This is a genomic window from Bradyrhizobium sp. SZCCHNS1050, assembly GCF_032484785.1.
GTDB lineage: Bacteria > Pseudomonadota > Alphaproteobacteria > Rhizobiales > Xanthobacteraceae > Bradyrhizobium.
This window is the reverse complement of the sequence record NZ_JAUETR010000001.1, coordinates 3,519,389-3,534,368: the sequence shown is the minus strand read 5'-3', so window position 1 is coordinate 3,534,368 and position 14,980 is coordinate 3,519,389. Positions and strand designations below refer to the sequence as shown.

The following is a 14,980-nucleotide window of genomic DNA, read 5'->3' as shown; positions in this document are numbered from 1 at the left end:
AATTCCCCGGTCGAAGTAGAACGGTTGGACCTGCCGGATGACGCTGCAAAACCGATCCACCCGCATCGTTGACGGGATTCCCCCGATCGGGGCACCTTGACGCCGCCGCGATCTCCTGCGGCTCTGAGATCAGCGACTGACGCCCGCCCGCAATGACCAAACCGCAGCACCCTGCCCTGGCGGCATTCGTCACCGCGCTGACCGGACGCAACATGACCAGAGCGGCCTATGTGGCCGTGGCGCTCGGCATGAGCGCCATGGTGTTGTTGACGATGGACCCCGCCTACGAGGCCGGGGGGCGCTGGATCATCGCCCTGCTGTGGGGATGCCTTGTCTTTTTCGTCGTCGAATGGGCCGCTCGGGTTCAGCAGGCCGTGCGGGCGCATCGCGCCGCCGCCTACCTGATGTCGGGCCGGGGACTGCTGGACACGCTCTCCGCCCTCGCCGTGCCGGTTGCGCTGGTCTCGGGCATGGAGTCACGTACCGCGTGGCTGCTGGCGGTCATCTGGGTGCTCAAGGTGATCCCCGGCGTGCCTGGCCTGCGCCAGCTCCGCCGGGTGCTCGTGGTCGAAGCACGCCCGCTGCTGTCGGTGCTGGTGCTGTTCCTGCTGGTGCTGTTTCTCGGATCGGTCGCCGAATACGCGCTCGAACATGACGAGCAGCCGGCCACCTTCGGCACCATCCCCTCCGCGCTATGGTGGGCCGTCGTGACCCTCACCACCACGGGCTATGGCGACGTGGTGCCGATCACGCCGCTCGGGCGGGTGGTCGCCGCCACGGTGATGATCTCCGGCCTCGGCGTGTTCGGCCTATGGACCGGCATCCTGGCGACCGGCTTCGCCGCGGAAACCCGGCGCGACAACTTTCTGAAGACCTGGGAATCGGTCAGCAGGGTACCGTTCTTCGCCAGCCTCGGGCCCGCCACGATCGCCGACGTCGCGCAGATGCTGCGCACCATCGACCTGCCGCCGCGCGCCACCGTGATCCGCAAGGGCGAGCCGGGGGACTGCATGTATTTCATCGCCGCCGGCGAGGTCGAGGTCGACCTTCCCGGCAAGAAGGTCCGGCTCGGCGAGGGCGCGTTCTTCGGCGAGATGGCGCTGCTCGGGAACAACCTGCGTTCGGCCGACATCAGCACGACCGGACTGTCGAAGCTGCTGGTCCTCGACCTCGTCGATTTCCGCGTGCTGATGGCACGCCACCCCGATCTGGCGCAGAGCATCGATGCCGAGGCCAGGCGCCGAACCATGGAGAACAGGACATGACGACAGGACGGACCAGCCAGGCCGATGACGCACCGAGCATGCCGCTCCTGACCATCGACGGCGCACGCGCCACCATTCGGCTCAATCGGCCGCAGCATCTCAACCGGCTCCAGCCAGAGGATCTCGGCGAGCTGCTGGCGCTGTTCGACCGGGTCGAGGCCAACGCCGCCTTGCGCGTGCTGGTCCTGACCGGCACCGGGCGGGCGTTCAGCGCCGGCTTCGACCTTGGCGCCATCGGCGCAACGCCGGCGGATACGGCCGAGGCTTCCAGCCCGGCATTCGAGGAGGTCGTCGACCGGCTGGAGGACCTCGCGCTGCCGACGATCTGCCGGCTCAACGGCGGGGTCTATGGCGGCTCGACCGATCTGGCGCTGGCCTGCGATTTCCGGATCGGGGTCGATACCAGCGAGATGTTCATGCCGGCAGCGCGGCTCGGGCTGCACTACTACCCGAATGGCATCAAGCGCTACGTGTCCCGCCTTGGTATCGACAATGCCAAGCGTCTGTTCCTGACGGCGGAGAAGATCGACGCGGCCGAGATGCTGCGCATCGGCTATCTCACCGGCGTGGCGACGGCCGATGCGCTCGACGCGGAGATCGACCGGCTGGCGGCCATTCTGGCCGGCAACGCCCCGCAGGCCATGCGCGGCATGAAGCGCGCCATCAACGAGTTTGCACGCGGAGCCCTCGACGATGCGGCGGCTCGTCGCAGGCATCGGGACAGCATGAGCGGCGCCGAAATCCAGGAAGGCATGAAATCGTTTGCAGAGAAGAGAACGCCGAAATTCTGAGCGCAGCCGCGTCCCGAACTGATAAATTTTGCATGCAAACGTCTGTATCCAGCCGGTGTTCTGACACACGCTCAACGAACTATCGACCTGAATCTCCAATTTGCGGTTGACAGCCTTTTGTCCGTGGCTAGCTTGAACCACGGGCGGAGACTTTCACATGCAAGTGATGGACGCGTATTGGGGACGACGAGCTCTGGAGTACGTCGATGCGATCGAAGCGTCGAAGACCAGCGCGAGCGTGCTCTCCCAGTTCGAGAAGATGATCAGCAACCTGGGCTTTCACGCCTACATCATGGCCGGCGTGCCGACCTCGGGCCAATCGCTGCAGCAAACCATTCTCGCCAACGGCTGGCCGCGGGAATGGTTCGACATGTATGCGCGCGAGCAGTTTCACCGCTGCGATCCGATTCCGCGGCACTGCATCTCGACATTGAATCCATTTGCGTGGTCGGAGGCTCCCTATGACCGCGAGGACGAGCCCGGCGCGCACGAGGTGATGACGCGCGCGAAGGACTTCCGATTGAACGAAGGCTTCTGCGTTCCCATCCACTACGACGATGCCGTGGGCGCCGTCAGCCTTGCAGGCGAAAATCCGAATCTCGCTCCCGATGCGCGGGGCGCGCTGCACCTGATCAGCATCTTCACGCACAGCAGGCTTCGCGCACTGGCGCGCTCCGCCGCGAGCGACCAGAGCCGACGCCTGTCGCGAATCGAGGCCGAGGTGCTGGGCTGGGCGGCGCGCGGCAAGACCGCGTGGGAGACGGCGCGCATCCTCGGTGTCTCCGAACGCAACGTCCGGTGGCATCTGGAAGAAGCACAGCGCAAGCTAGCAACGAAGAACAAGACGGCGACGGTTGCGACCGCTCTTGTCAACGGCGAGATCTCGATCTGATCTGTCGTTTCTCCCACTGGATCAATTCGAGCGCATCGGCAATCTGCAAACCCCAATTTGATTCAGACGACCGGGGGTTTCGATGCCTGAGATTCATGTCGTTCGAAAAGATAATCGCGCTCTGTACGAGAAATATTTCGATCCGTATTACCGGCTGCGCCACGAGATCTACGTCAAGCAGCGCAAGTGGATGGCGCTCGATCGTCCCGACGGGCGCGAGATCGATCAGTTCGACACCGAGGATTCGGTCTATCTGTTCTGCATCGACAACGGCCAGTTGATCGGGTCGATGCGCGCGGTGCCGACGCAGTTGCCGACGCTGATGAGCGACATCTTCCCGTATCTGAATCTGCGCGGCCCGATCCAGCGCCCCGACGTCTACGAACTGTCGCGCATCTTCGTGATCCCGGAGCGCCGCGGCGAGCATGCCGGCCCGCGGATCGACATGCTGCTGCTCACCGCAATCATGGAGTACGGCATCTCGATCGGGTTGACCGGCTTTTCGATCGTGCTCGAAACCTGGTGGCTGCCGCGGTTCGAGAAGTGCGGCTGGAAGGCGCGGCCGCTCGGCGTACCTCACATGATGGACGGGATGTCGGTGATGGCCGTGCTCGTCGACTGCGATGAAACGACATGGAAGTCACTCTGCGAGCAGATCGGCCTGACGCGGCCAACCCTCACGTGGCAGGGGCTCGAAGACGTCAGCCGCCAGGCCCTGCCGGATATCTTTCTTCATCTTCCACCAGCCGCTCAGCCAGCGCAATGATCTGTTCCCTGTGCCGCTTCAGCCTGAGCTTATGGAAAGCCTTCAAGAGGCGGTGACCAAGGAGCGTCGCCTCGTCCACCTCGAGGGCATAAAGGTTGGACGGCGTGTTCATGGAATCCATCGCTGACACTTCAGGTTTTGAGCCGTGACTGAACCTTCAATCGAGAAGATCATCGAGCGTCTGCAATTTTGCATCGTTGACGCTCGGGCGATGCAACTCAAAATGTTAGAGAGAATTTTGTCAATATCATTGCTTGAAGCCCACGAGCTGAAGGAAAAGTGCGCGCCCAATTCGACCAACAGCAGCCATTAGCGCTCCTGCACCGACTCTCGCAACACGTCCGGTCCCTGCAGCGGCGCGTCTCGATTGGTGCATCGCAGACACAAACTGTTGATTTCAGGGCGGCTTTCGATGTGAAGGTCGGACAGGAGGGCACGAGCATCGTTGCCGAAACGCGCTCGCCGAACGTGGACGACACCTCGGCAAAATCATGGCGCCGCCGCCGGAGCTGCTCCCTGTTCAGCAAACTCGGTTTACAAAAATGGACTCGTGGGGCGTCTCGCCCCCTCCGGAGTCCCGGATAACGGAACTCCGCCGGCAACAAATACGCGCGTGCGACCTACGGACAGGAAGTTATTCGTCGTGAAAGCGGACCGTTTCGGCGACCGTGGCGCGGCTGGTGCGGTAGGAGTTGGCCTTGTCACCGAGATCGGGACAACCGAACGAGATGCCGCAGACCACCTTGCGGTCGGCGCCAAGCCCGAAGTGCTGCCGCACCACGTCGGAGTGAAACGCGAGCGCCGCCTGCGGCACGGTGGCAATGCCGAGTGCCTGCGCCGCCAGCATGAAGCTCGTGACGTAGCCGCCGCAATCGATCGCGCCATAGGTGCCGAGCGCCTCGTCGCTGTGGATGACCGCCACATGCGGCGCGCCGAAGAAATTGTAGTTCTCCAGCGCCTGCCGGGCATAAGCCGCCTTGTCGCCGCGCGGGATGTCGAGCGCGTTGTAGAGCTGGAAACCGCTCTCGCGCCGCCGTTCCAGATAGACGCCGGTGTATTCGCGCGGGAAAGGAAAGTCGCCCGACGCCGCCTTGCCGCTGGAGGCCGCCGCATACATCACCTTCCGGAAAGCCTCGGTCGCCGCACCAGAGGTGATCTCGACACGCCACGGCTGGCTGTTGCACCAGGACGCAGTTTTCTGCGCCGCCGTCAGGATGCGCTCGATGGTGGCGCGCGGCACGGGCTCGGGCTGGAATCTGCGGCAGGAGAAGCGCGCGGCCATCAGCTCTTCGAGAATGGTGATGGGATCCTGCTCAGACCTTGGCGCCGCAGATGACATGACAACCTTCCGTACAGTTCGACCGGCGACGCTCGCTTTGTGCTCGCCCTCCACCCCCCGTCTTTCCGGACCGGTCGCAGCGACCGACCCCGGAAGACGGCCGTCATGATGCCGTCGGATCAGCTGCGCCCCTTGGTCGGCACCTTGTTGAACGGCACGTCCTTGTCGACCCGGATGTCACCGGGCAGACCGAGCACGCGCTCGGCGATGATGTTGCGCAGGATCTCGTCGGTGCCGCCGGCGATGCGCATCGAGGGCGAGGTCAGCAGCATCTGCTGAAACTGGCCCTGCGTCACCGTCTCGTCCGCGCCGGTCAGCACGCCGGCGCCGCCTTCGAGATCCAACGCGTAGGTCGCGATATCCTGCAGCATGACGCCGGCGACCAGCTTGCCGATGGAATTCTCAGGTCCGGGCCGCTCGCCCTTGGACAGCGCCGAGATCGCGCGGTAGCTCGTGTATTTCAGCCCACTGGCCTTGACCGCCCACGACGCCAGTTTCGAGCGCGTGGCGCGATCGTCGATGGCGAGTCCGCTCTCGGTCATCAGATTGGCGCAGAACTCGAACATCTCCGGGAAGCCGGTGGCGAGCCGCGCGCCGATCGACATGCGCTCGTTCATCAAGGTGGTCAGCGACACGTTCCAGCCGTCGCCGACCGCGCCAAGGCGCTGGCAGTCCGGGATCACCACGTCGGTGAAATAGACCTCGTTGAACTCCTGCATACCGTTGGCCTGCTTGATCGGGCGGACCTCGACGCCCGGGCTCTTCATGTCCAGGAAGAACATCGTCAGGCCCTTGTGCTTGGGCACATTGGGATCGGTGCGCGTGATCAGCAGGCCGTAATCCGAGTAGTGCGCCCCCGACGTCCAGATCTTCTGGCCGTTGATGAGCCAGTCGTCGCCGCGCTTCTCGGCGCGGGTGCGCAGGCCAGCGACATCGGAGCCGCCGGCGGGCTCGGAGAACAGCTGGCACCAGATCTCCTCGCCGGAAGCGAGCTTCGGCAGATAGCGCCGCTTATGCTCTTCGCTGCCATAGGCCATCACGGTCGGGCCGCACATGCCCTCGCCGATCTGGAACGGCTGCGTCAGCTTGCCATAGACGCCCTCCTCCTGCTGCCAGATCACCCGCTCGATCGGCGTCGCGCCGCGGCCGCCATACTCCTTCGGCCAGTGCAGGCAGGCCCAGCCGGCATCGGATTTCTTCTTCTGCCAGGCCTTGCCGACCTCGACGATGTCGGCGTGCTTGAGCCGGATGCGGCCGAGCGAGGAGCTCGCGAGCTCCTCCTCCAGCTCCCTCGGCGCGTTGGCCGCGATCCAAGCGCGCGCGGTGTCGCGAAAAGCGGCTTCCTGCGGGGTGTCGTCAAAGTTCATGCCTGACCCTCACTTGATATGCGTAGGGCGGGGGTTGGCCGAAGGCGTAACCCGCCACTTGATCAGCGTTGTACGAGCTAGCGGCGGGTTACGCTGCGCTAACCCGCCCTACGACTGCACTTGTTAGCTTCGTCCCTTGGTCGGAACCTGGTTGAACGGAAGGTCCTTGTCGACGCGGATGTCGCCAGGAAGACCCAGCACGCGCTCCGCGATGATGTTGCGCATGATCTCGTCGGTGCCGCCTTCGACGCGGGTGCCGGGCGCGCGCAGCAGCATCGCCTGGAATTTTCCGGCGAGCTCGGCCTCGGGACCGCTGAGCACGCCGGCGGCGCCCTGCAGGTCGAGCGCGTAGGTCGCGACGTCCTGGATCATCGGTCCTGCGACCAGTTTACCGATCGAGTTCTCAGGTCCCGGCCGCTCGCCCTTCGACAGCGCCGAGATGGCGCGGATGCTGGTGTATTTCAGCCCGCTCGCCTTCACCGCCCAACTCGCGAGCTTCGAGCGCACATTGCGGTCCTCGATCGCGGGACGATCGTCCAGCATCAGGTTGGAGCAGAAGTCGAACAGCTCCGGGAAGCCGGTGGCGACGCCGGCGCCGATCGACATGCGTTCGTTCATCAAGGTGGTGAGCGCGACGTTCCAGCCGTCATTGACCGCGCCGAGACGCTGCGAGTCCGGGATCACGACGTCGGTGAAATAGACCTCGTTGAAATCCGAGTGCCCGCTCGCCTGCTTGATCGGCCGGACCTCGACACCCGGGCTCTTCATGTCCAGGAAGAACATGGTGAGACCCTTATGCTTGGGCACTGTTGGATCCGTGCGCGTCAGCAGGATGCCGTAGTCGGAGTAGTGCGCGCCCGAGGTCCAGATCTTCTGGCCGTTGATCACCCAGTCGTCGCCGCGCTTCTCGGCGCGGGTGCGCAGGCCGGCGACGTCGGAGCCGCCGGCCGGCTCGGAGAACAGCTGGCACCACACCTTCTCGCCCGAGGCCAGCGGCGGCAGATACTGCCGCTTATGCGCCTCCGAGGCGTAGGCCATCATGGTCGGCCCGCACATGCCATGACCGATGATGAACATGCCGGACAGCTTGCCGTAGGGCCCCTCCTCCTGCTGCCAGATCACGCGCTCGATGGGTGAGGACCCGCGACCGCCATACTCCTTGGGCCAATGCAGGCAGGCCCAGCCGGCATCAGCCTTCTTCTTCTGCCAGGCCTTGGCGACCTCAAGGATATCGGCGTTCTTCAGCCCGACGCGGCCGAGCGAGGTCGCGCGCAGCTCGTCTTCATACTGCTTCGGCGCATTGGCGGCGATCCAGGAGCGCGCCTCGGCGCGGAACGCAGCCTCTTGCGGGGTGTCATCGAAATTCATGGCGAATCCCTTTCAACTCGTCATTCCGGACGACCCGCAACGCGGGTCGATCCGGAATCCAGAGGTTGGTGATCTCGAGATTCCGGGTTCGCTTGCGTTGCGAGCGCCCCGGAATGACGTGCACTTCTCACGCCGCATTGCGCTTGCGCATGCGGTCGATCAGCTGGTCTTCCCAGTAAGAGAGACTGCCAAGGCCGAGCGCGAGCGCGTTGGCGCGTCGGTAGTACATGTGACAGTCGAACTCCCAGGTGAAGCCCATGCCGCCATGAACCTGGATGTTGTTCTTGGCGCAGTGTTGAAAGGCTTGCGTCGCGCTGATGCGCGCTGAGGCCGCGGCCTCCGGCAATTCCGGCGCATTGGTCGAGAGCGCCCAGGCGCCATAATAGGAGTTGGAGCGCGCCAAGGTCGCCGAGACGTACATGTCGGCCAGCATGTGCTTGACCGCCTGGAACGAGCCGATCGGACGACCAAAGGCGATCCGGTCGAGCGCGTAGTCGCGGCCCATCTCCAGCGCGCGGTCGGAGCCGCCGACCTGCTCGAACGCCGTCAGCACCGCGGCGCGATCGAGCACCTGGGTGATGATGCTCCAACCCTCGCCGGCGGCGCCGAGCGGCTCCGCCTTGCAGTTCTTGAAGGTGAGCTCGGCCTGGCCGCGCGTCGGATCGAGATTGGTCAGCGCCTTGGCTTCGACGCCGCCCGCCTTGGGGCCGACCAGGAACAGCGAGATGTCGCCGTCGCGGCCGGTCGAGCCGGTACGCGCGGCAACGATGATGAGATCCGCGATGGCGCCGTCGGCGACCGGCTTCTTGGTGCCGTTGAGCACGCCGTTGGCGGCCTCACACTTGATCGCTTTCGGCGACGGATTGCCGGTGCCCTCGAATAACGCCAAGGTGCCGATCGCCTCGCCATTGGCGATCTTCGGCAGCCAGGCCTGCTTCTGCGCATCGCTGCCGGCCAGCATCAGCGCCTCCGCCGCAAGATACACGGTCGACGAGAACGGCACCGGCGCCAGCGCGCGGCCGACTTCCTCGGCGATCACGCAGAGCTCGAGATGGCCGGCGCCCGCGCCGCCGTACTCCTCCGGAATGGCGACGCCGAGGAAGCCCATCTCGGCAAAGCCTTTCCACAGCGCTCGGTCATACGGCTCCTTGCCATCGAGCACGACACGCACCGCCTTGGGCGGACACTTCTCGGCGAGGAATTTCCGCGCCTGGTCCCGCAACTGCTTCTGGTCGTCGGAGAAATCGAAGTTCATGGCCTCACCTGCTTCCTGATCGTCATTCCGGGGCGATGCGCAGCATCGAACCCGGAATCTCGATCTGATTTATCTCTGGATTCCGGGTTCACTCGCTTCGCGAGGGCCCCGGAATGACGGTTTCAAAATGCGTCGTCACAACACGATCACGTCGCTGTCGGGCTCGGCCGCGTAGAGCCGCTCGACCAGTGCGGCACGGCGTTCGAGACCGGCGCGCTGGTTGATGTAGCCCTTGTCGGTCAGCTCATGGCCGTCGATCGAGGGCGGCTCGACCATCAGCATGGCGCGGCCGATGCGCCGGCTGGTCGCACCCTCGCACTCTTTATTATGGGCTTCGAGACCACGGCGGACGCAGTCGATGACGGCCGGATGCTTCACCACGTCCTCGAACGTCGCGTTGGGATCGCCGACCAACTGGCGGCAGGCGTGCAGATTGGGCCAGGCCAGGAGACCGACATATTCGCGATCCTGCCCGGTCACCAGTGCATCGTGGATCGCCGGCGTTGCGGCTGCGATCGCATCGGTGCGAAGCGAGCCGACATGGACGAAGGTGCCTGTCGTGAGCTTGAAATCTTCGACCACGCGGCCGGCGAAGATGATACCTTGCGCCGGGTCATTGGGATCGACGAACACGCCGGCATCGCCGATACAATAGAACCCTTCCTCGTCGAACGCCTTCTTCGTCAGCTCGGGCTGGCCGAAATAGCCCGGCATCACGTTGACGCCGCGCAGGCGCAGCTCGTATTTGTCGCCGGTCGGCACCATCTTCAGCTCGACGCCGGGGAACGGCAGGCCGATGAGCCCGACCCGCTCCGTGTTCCAATAGGTGCCGGTCGAGGTCGGCGCCGTCTCGGTCGAGCCCCAGCCGGTGTAGAACACGATGCGCTCGCCGGTGGTCTTGACCGCCAGCGCCTGCATGCGCTCGTACAGATCGTCCGGCAGCCGCGCGCCGCCATAGGCCATGATGCCCAGATCCTTGAAGAAGGAGCGGCACAGCGCGTCGTCCTTCTCCATCGCCGCCGCCAGCGCCGCATAGCCGGCGGGCACATTGGCGTAATAGGTCGGCGACACCTCGCGCAGGTTCCGGATGGTTTCGTCGAACATGCCGGGCATCGGCCGGCCGTCGTCGATGTAGAGCGTGCCGCCCTCGATCAAGAGCGGATTGAACAGCGCATTGCCGCCCATGGTGTGATTCCATGGCATCCAGTCGAGCACCGTCGAGATCGGCGCATCAGGCCCGCGCGGCCGCGTCTGCATCATCATCGCCGCATTGGCGCACATCATGCGCTGGGTGTTGATGACCGCCTTGGGCATGCCGGTCGAGCCGGAGGTGAACAGCAGCTTGCCGACCGTGTCCGGTGTGATCTGCGCAATCGACGCGTCGACCGCGCCGGTGACCGGCGTCGCGGCGAGATCAGCGAAGCTGATGCTCGCAATGCCCTCGCACGGACGCGCGACATGAACGACGGTGACGCCGTCGAGATCGAGCGCCTTCAGCGCCTTCTCGAAGGTCGGGCCGTCCTGCACCATGACCACGCCCGGCTTCACGAGGCCGAACAGATATTTCAGCTTGAGATGATCGTGGCTCATCAGTGAATAGGCCGGCGACACCGGAGCGGCCGGCGAACGGGCCTGCATCGCAGCCATGGTGATGAGCGCATGCTCGATCGAATTGCCGGAGAGGACGGCGACGGGGCGGCCGTCCAGCTTCAAATCGAGCAGGCCCTGCGTCAGCCCATCGACTGTGCGCTTGGCCTCGGCATAGGACAGCTTGCGCCATTGCCGCTCGGCTCCGCTGCGTTGCGCGAGCCAGGTCCGCGTCGGCGCCTCCTTGGCCCAGCGGGCGAGCGGCGCCGCCAAATGCGGCTCATAGGCCTGCAGCGGAATGCGCGATTTGATGACGATGACGCCGTCACCGCGTCTCTCGATATCGATGTCGCGCGCCAGCCAATTGACCTTGCGGAATGCCGGCTTCTCCAACACCTTCGCTGCCGTCCCGTCCATTTTGCGTCTCCCGAAATATCGTCCTTTGCGGATCTTGATATCTAGCGGTTGGTATAGACCGGCTTTCGCTTCTCGAGGAAGGCTTGAATGCCCTCCTTGAAATCCTCCGAGCGGCTGCACAGCACCTGGTTGCGATCTTCCATCGCGATGACGGCTTCGATCGACGACGCATCGACGCTCATGTTGAGACATTCCTTCGAGAGTCGAAGTCCGACCGGCGAGGCCGTCATCATCGCATCGACGAAGGGCGCGGCCGCGCTCTCGAGCATATCCTCCTCGACGATCTCCGACACCAGTCCGACCATCAACGCGCGCTCGGCGCCGATGAAGCGTCCGGTGAGGATCAGTTCTGAGGCGACGGAGACGCCGACGAGGCGCGGCAGGAAGTAGCTGGTGCCGATGTCGCAGCCCCCTAAGCCAAGCTTGATGAAGGCACAGTTCATCCGCGCCGAGCGGCTGGCGATGCGGATATCGGCCGCGAGCGCCAACGCAAAGCCGCCGCCGGCGGCTGCGCCCTGCACCAGCGCAATAATCGGCTGCGGGCAACGCCGCATCAGCATCACGATGTCGGCGATGCGGCGCTGCGAGTCCAGCGACTCGGTCACGCTGGGCGGCTCATTGACGCCGCCGCGCCGCTGCATCGCGGCCTTCAGATCGAGCCCCGCGCAGAAGTTCTTGCCGGCGCCCTTGAGCACGACGACTCGCGTGGTGCGATTGCGCTGCAGGCTTTCGAAATAAGCGTTGAGCGCGTCGATCAGCGCCGGGTCGAGCGCGTTCAGGCTCTCCGGGCGATTGAGCGTCACCCGGTCGACGCCCTTGTCGTGTTCGATCAGCAGCGGTTGGGACATGGCGCGCGCTCCACCCTCAGTGTCATCCCGGCGAACGCCGGGATCCATAGCCACCGGCTTGATTGGTGAGAGTGCGGCGTCTGCCAGTCTGCCTATCACAGACGCCGCGGAGTATGGGTCCCCGCATTCGCGGGGACGACGGCGGAGGTTGCCGTCAGCGCGGGGCCATGCGGATGGCGCCGTCGAGGCGGATGGTTTCGCCGTTCAGCATCGGGTTCTCGACGATGTGGACGGCGAGGTTACCGTACTCGGAGGCGTCGCCGAGCCGGGCCGGATGCGGCACCTGGGCGCCCAGGCTCTTGCGCGCTTCTTCGTTCAGTCCCATCAGCAGCGGTGTCAGGAACAGGCCGGGCGCGATGGTGTTGACGCGGATTTTCTGGCTGGCGAGATCGCGCGCAGCGGGCAGGGTCAGGCCGACGACGCCGCCCTTCGAGGCCGAATAGGCGATCTGGCCGATCTGGCCTTCATAGGCCGCGACGCTGGCGGTATTGATGATGACGCCACGCTCCTCGCCGACCGGCTCGGCGGTGACGAGGCGCTCGGCAAACAGCCTCAGCACGTTGAAGGTGCCGATCAGGTTGACGTTGATGATGCGCGCGAACTTGGCGAGCGGATAGACGCCGTCCTTGCCGACGATGCGCTGCGAGCCGCCAATGCCGGCGCAGTTCACCAGCACGCGGGCGATGCCGTGGGCCGCCTCGGCCTTGGCGAGGCCGGCCTTGACCTGATCCTCATTGGTGACGTCGGCATGCAGCGCGACGCCCTTGATCTCGGCGGCGATCTTCTCGGCGTTTTCCAGGCTCTGATCGAGCACGGCCACCTTGGCCCCCTTGGCCGCCATGGCGCGCGCCGTAGCTGCGCCGAGACCCGAGCCACCGCCGGTGATGAGAACGGCAACGTTGTTCAACTGCATGTCAGGTTTCCTCCCTAGACGTTTTTGCTTGCGAATAGCGAATAGGGAGTAGCGAATAGAGGCTTCCCCCATTCGCTACTCCCTATTCGCCACTCGCCCGTTTCAATATTCCACCGCAGATCAGCGCCTCCATGTGGGCGATGTACTGACGGCAGACATCATCGGTGACCGGGCCGACGCCGATCGCGCGCGACATCGCGTGGCGGCCGAAGAACAGGTGATCGCAGGCGCCGATCAGGCTGGTGTAGAACAGCACCGGATCGACGGCGCGAAACTCGTCCCTGGCGACGCCCTCCTCGATGAGCCGGCGATGGAAATCGAGCAGCGGCGCCACGAAGAACTTCGACACTTCGTCGGCCGCCTCCGCGCTGCTCTCATGCAGCAGATAATGGATCAGCCGGTTCATGTAGGGAAACCGGTGATAGGCGCGGATGATGCCGCTGATGTGCAGCTTCAGCTTCGCCGTCGGCGGCAGCGGCTGCGCCAGGAGATATTCGAGATTGGCCACCTCGGTCGCCGCGTCGCGGGCGAGCAGCGCCAGCAGCAGGCCGTCCTTGTTGCCGAAATGATATTTCACCAGCGCTGCATTAGAGCCGGACTTCTGCGCGATGTCGCTGAGCGAGATTTCGATCGAGGACCTCGCGATCATCAGCTCGCTGGCGGCGTCCAGCAGCTTCTCCGCCGTCGCATTCCGCCCCGCGGGAAGTTTCTCTGGCACGCTGTTGTGAAGCTGAGGTCCCAAGACATGTCTCGCGCTTGATCGAGGCAGATAAGCCGAAGCCGGAGTTGATCTCAAGAGTTAATTGATCGATTGACTAAGGCTCGATCGAGCATTTAAATCGCGGCCAATCACGAACACCAAGTCTAGGGAGGATACGTCATGGCGGAAGCCTACATCGTCGCGGCCGCACGCACGGCCGGCGGCCGCAAGGGAGGCCGCTTGGCCGGCTGGCATCCGGCCGATCTCGCCGCGAAGGTGCTGGACGCGCTGGTCGAGCGCTCCGGCGCCGCGCCGGACCAGGTCGAGGACGTGATCATGGGCTGCGTGATGCAGACCGGCGAGCAATCGAACAACATCGCGCGCAATGCGGTGATGGCCTCGAAGCTGCCGGAGAGCGTGCCGGGCACCTCGATCGACCGGCAGTGCGGCTCGTCGCAGCAGGCGCTGCATTTCGCCGCGCAGGCAGTGATGTCGGGCGCGATGGATGTCGTGATCGCCGCCGGCGTGGAGTCGATGACCCGGGTGCCGATGGGTCTCTCCTCCACGCTTCCGGCGAAGAACGGCTTCGGGCACTACAAGAGCCCTGGCATCGAGAGCCGCTATCCGAACATCCAGTTCAGCCAGTTCACCGGCGCGGAAATGATGGCGGAGAAGTACGGTCTCTCCAAGGATGAGCTCGACGAATACGCCTATAACAGCCATCAGCGCGCGATTGCCGCCACGCAAGCAGGCCACTTCAAGGACGAGATCATCCCGCTCGAGATCACCCGTGCCGACGGCTCGACCGACACCCACCACATCGACGAGGGCATCCGCTTCGACGTCAGCCTCGACGGCATCAAGAGCGTCAAGCTGATCGCCGAGAACGGCAAGCTGACGGCGGCCACGGCCAGCCAGATCTGCGACGGCGCGTCCGGCGTCATGGTCGTCAACGAGCGCGGCCTGAAGTCGCTCGGCGTCAAGCCGCTGGCCCGCGTCCATCACATGACCATGATGGGCGGCGACCCCGTCATCATGCTGGAGGCGCCGCTCCCGGCGACGCAGCGCGCGCTGCAGAAGGCAGGCATGTCGATCGACGAGATCGATCTCTATGAGGTCAACGAGGCGTTCGCTTCCGTGCCGACCGCGTGGCTGAAGACCACCGGCGCCGATCCGAACCGCCTCAACGTCAATGGCGGCGCGATCGCGCTCGGCCATCCGCTCGGCGGCTCCGGCACCAAGCTGATGACCACGCTGCTGCATGCGCTGAAGGCCCGCAACAAGCGCTATGGGTTGCAGACGATGTGCGAAGGCGGCGGCATGGCCAACGTGACGATCGTGGAAAGGCTGTAGGAGACGAATAGCGAATGGCGAGTGGTGAATAGGGAGAGCGATCCCGCTCCGCTCGCCCAGACGCTCCGCTATTCGCCATTCCCTATTCGCTACTCGCCATTCGTTACTCGCGCCTTCCC

The 14,980-nt window shown here is 64.6% G+C and carries 13 protein-coding genes; 5 read left to right on the top strand and 8 right to left on the bottom strand.

Features of this window, described 5'->3' with window-relative positions; all coding sequences use genetic code 11:
- Positions 1 to 152 precede the first annotated feature (152 nt).
- The 4 genes from QX094_RS15930 to QX094_RS15915 all read left to right on the top strand — a co-directional run bounded on the left by QX094_RS15930 (position 153) and on the right by QX094_RS15915 (position 3,714).
- Positions 153 to 1,265 carry a cyclic nucleotide-gated ion channel gene (locus QX094_RS15930; protein WP_315825938.1) on the top strand — a complete coding sequence of 371 codons (1,113 nt, stop codon included), beginning with the start codon at positions 153 to 155 and terminating at the stop codon, positions 1,263 to 1,265.
- Positions 1,262 to 2,056: an enoyl-CoA hydratase/isomerase family protein gene (locus QX094_RS15925; protein ID WP_316174596.1), complete on the top strand. Its 795-nt coding sequence runs from the start codon at positions 1,262 to 1,264 to the stop codon at positions 2,054 to 2,056. The genes QX094_RS15930 and QX094_RS15925 overlap by 4 nt, the downstream gene beginning before the upstream one ends.
- 157 nt (positions 2,057 to 2,213) lie before the next feature.
- Positions 2,214 to 2,948 carry a LuxR family transcriptional regulator gene (locus QX094_RS15920; protein ID WP_316174594.1) on the top strand — a complete coding sequence of 245 codons (735 nt, stop codon included), beginning with the start codon at positions 2,214 to 2,216 and terminating at the stop codon, positions 2,946 to 2,948.
- A gap of 82 nt (positions 2,949 to 3,030) precedes the next feature.
- Positions 3,031 to 3,714, top strand: a complete 684-nt coding sequence (locus QX094_RS15915; RefSeq protein ID WP_315713741.1) for an acyl-homoserine-lactone synthase — start codon at positions 3,031 to 3,033, stop codon at positions 3,712 to 3,714.
- A 634-nt stretch (positions 3,715 to 4,348) separates the two neighbouring features.
- Here the strand turns inward: QX094_RS15915 and QX094_RS15910 are convergent.
- From QX094_RS15910 to QX094_RS15875, 8 genes are all read right to left on the bottom strand, one after another.
- Positions 4,349 to 4,996 (bottom strand): nitroreductase, encoded by a 648-nt coding sequence (locus QX094_RS15910; protein WP_316169639.1) that lies wholly within the window; start codon positions 4,994 to 4,996, stop codon positions 4,349 to 4,351.
- 176 nt (positions 4,997 to 5,172) lie between these two features.
- Positions 5,173 to 6,420: an acyl-CoA dehydrogenase gene (locus tag QX094_RS15905; protein ID WP_315713740.1), complete on the bottom strand. Its 1,248-nt coding sequence runs from the start codon at positions 6,418 to 6,420 to the stop codon at positions 5,173 to 5,175.
- Positions 6,421 to 6,543: 123 nt separating this feature from the next.
- Positions 6,544 to 7,788 carry an acyl-CoA dehydrogenase gene (locus QX094_RS15900; RefSeq protein ID WP_315713739.1) on the bottom strand — a complete coding sequence of 415 codons (1,245 nt, stop codon included), beginning with the start codon at positions 7,786 to 7,788 and terminating at the stop codon, positions 6,544 to 6,546.
- Positions 7,789 to 7,915: 127 nt separating this feature from the next.
- On the bottom strand, positions 7,916 to 9,043 hold the full coding sequence (locus QX094_RS15895; protein WP_315713738.1) for an acyl-CoA dehydrogenase family protein: 1,128 nt from the start codon (positions 9,041 to 9,043) through the stop codon (positions 7,916 to 7,918).
- 135 nt (positions 9,044 to 9,178) lie between these two features.
- Positions 9,179 to 11,047 (bottom strand): AMP-binding protein, encoded by a 1,869-nt coding sequence (locus QX094_RS15890; protein WP_315713737.1) that lies wholly within the window; start codon positions 11,045 to 11,047, stop codon positions 9,179 to 9,181.
- A gap of 41 nt (positions 11,048 to 11,088) precedes the next feature.
- Positions 11,089 to 11,895, bottom strand: a complete 807-nt coding sequence (locus tag QX094_RS15885) for an enoyl-CoA hydratase/isomerase family protein (RefSeq protein WP_315713736.1) — start codon at positions 11,893 to 11,895, stop codon at positions 11,089 to 11,091.
- Between the two features lie 154 nt (positions 11,896 to 12,049).
- Complete coding sequence (locus QX094_RS15880; protein WP_315825931.1) at positions 12,050 to 12,808, bottom strand: SDR family NAD(P)-dependent oxidoreductase; 759 nt, start codon at positions 12,806 to 12,808, stop codon at positions 12,050 to 12,052.
- A gap of 82 nt (positions 12,809 to 12,890) precedes the next feature.
- Positions 12,891 to 13,550: a TetR family transcriptional regulator gene (locus QX094_RS15875; RefSeq protein WP_316167343.1), complete on the bottom strand. Its 660-nt coding sequence runs from the start codon at positions 13,548 to 13,550 to the stop codon at positions 12,891 to 12,893.
- A 138-nt stretch (positions 13,551 to 13,688) separates the two neighbouring features.
- On the opposite strand from QX094_RS15875, the gene QX094_RS15870 reads away from it, so the two are divergent.
- A complete protein-coding gene (locus tag QX094_RS15870) occupies positions 13,689 to 14,861 on the top strand; it encodes an acetyl-CoA C-acetyltransferase (protein ID WP_315713733.1) in 1,173 nt (390 codons plus the stop codon).
- Positions 14,862 to 14,980 lie beyond the last annotated feature (119 nt).

What these genes read in the sequence shown, in the direction of transcription:
- QX094_RS15930 (WP_315825938.1), top strand. Translation starts at nt 153, where the DNA reads ATGACCAAACCGCAGCACCCTGCCCTGGCGGCATTCGTCACCGCGCTG.
- QX094_RS15925 (WP_316174596.1), top strand. Translation starts at nt 1,262, where the DNA reads ATGACGACAGGACGGACCAGCCAGGCCGATGACGCACCGAGCATGCCG.
- QX094_RS15920 (WP_316174594.1), top strand. Translation starts at nt 2,214, where the DNA reads ATGCAAGTGATGGACGCGTATTGGGGACGACGAGCTCTGGAGTACGTC.
- QX094_RS15915 (WP_315713741.1), top strand. Translation starts at nt 3,031, where the DNA reads ATGCCTGAGATTCATGTCGTTCGAAAAGATAATCGCGCTCTGTACGAG.
- QX094_RS15910 (WP_316169639.1), bottom strand. Translation starts at nt 4,996, where the DNA reads ATGGCCGCGCGCTTCTCCTGCCGCAGATTCCAGCCCGAGCCCGTGCCG.
- QX094_RS15905 (WP_315713740.1), bottom strand. Translation starts at nt 6,420, where the DNA reads ATGAACTTTGACGACACCCCGCAGGAAGCCGCTTTTCGCGACACCGCG.
- QX094_RS15900 (WP_315713739.1), bottom strand. Translation starts at nt 7,788, where the DNA reads ATGAATTTCGATGACACCCCGCAAGAGGCTGCGTTCCGCGCCGAGGCG.
- QX094_RS15895 (WP_315713738.1), bottom strand. Translation starts at nt 9,043, where the DNA reads ATGAACTTCGATTTCTCCGACGACCAGAAGCAGTTGCGGGACCAGGCG.
- QX094_RS15890 (WP_315713737.1), bottom strand. Translation starts at nt 11,047, where the DNA reads ATGGACGGGACGGCAGCGAAGGTGTTGGAGAAGCCGGCATTCCGCAAG.
- QX094_RS15885 (WP_315713736.1), bottom strand. Translation starts at nt 11,895, where the DNA reads ATGTCCCAACCGCTGCTGATCGAACACGACAAGGGCGTCGACCGGGTG.
- QX094_RS15880 (WP_315825931.1), bottom strand. Translation starts at nt 12,808, where the DNA reads ATGCAGTTGAACAACGTTGCCGTTCTCATCACCGGCGGTGGCTCGGGT.
- QX094_RS15870 (WP_315713733.1), top strand. Translation starts at nt 13,689, where the DNA reads ATGGCGGAAGCCTACATCGTCGCGGCCGCACGCACGGCCGGCGGCCGC.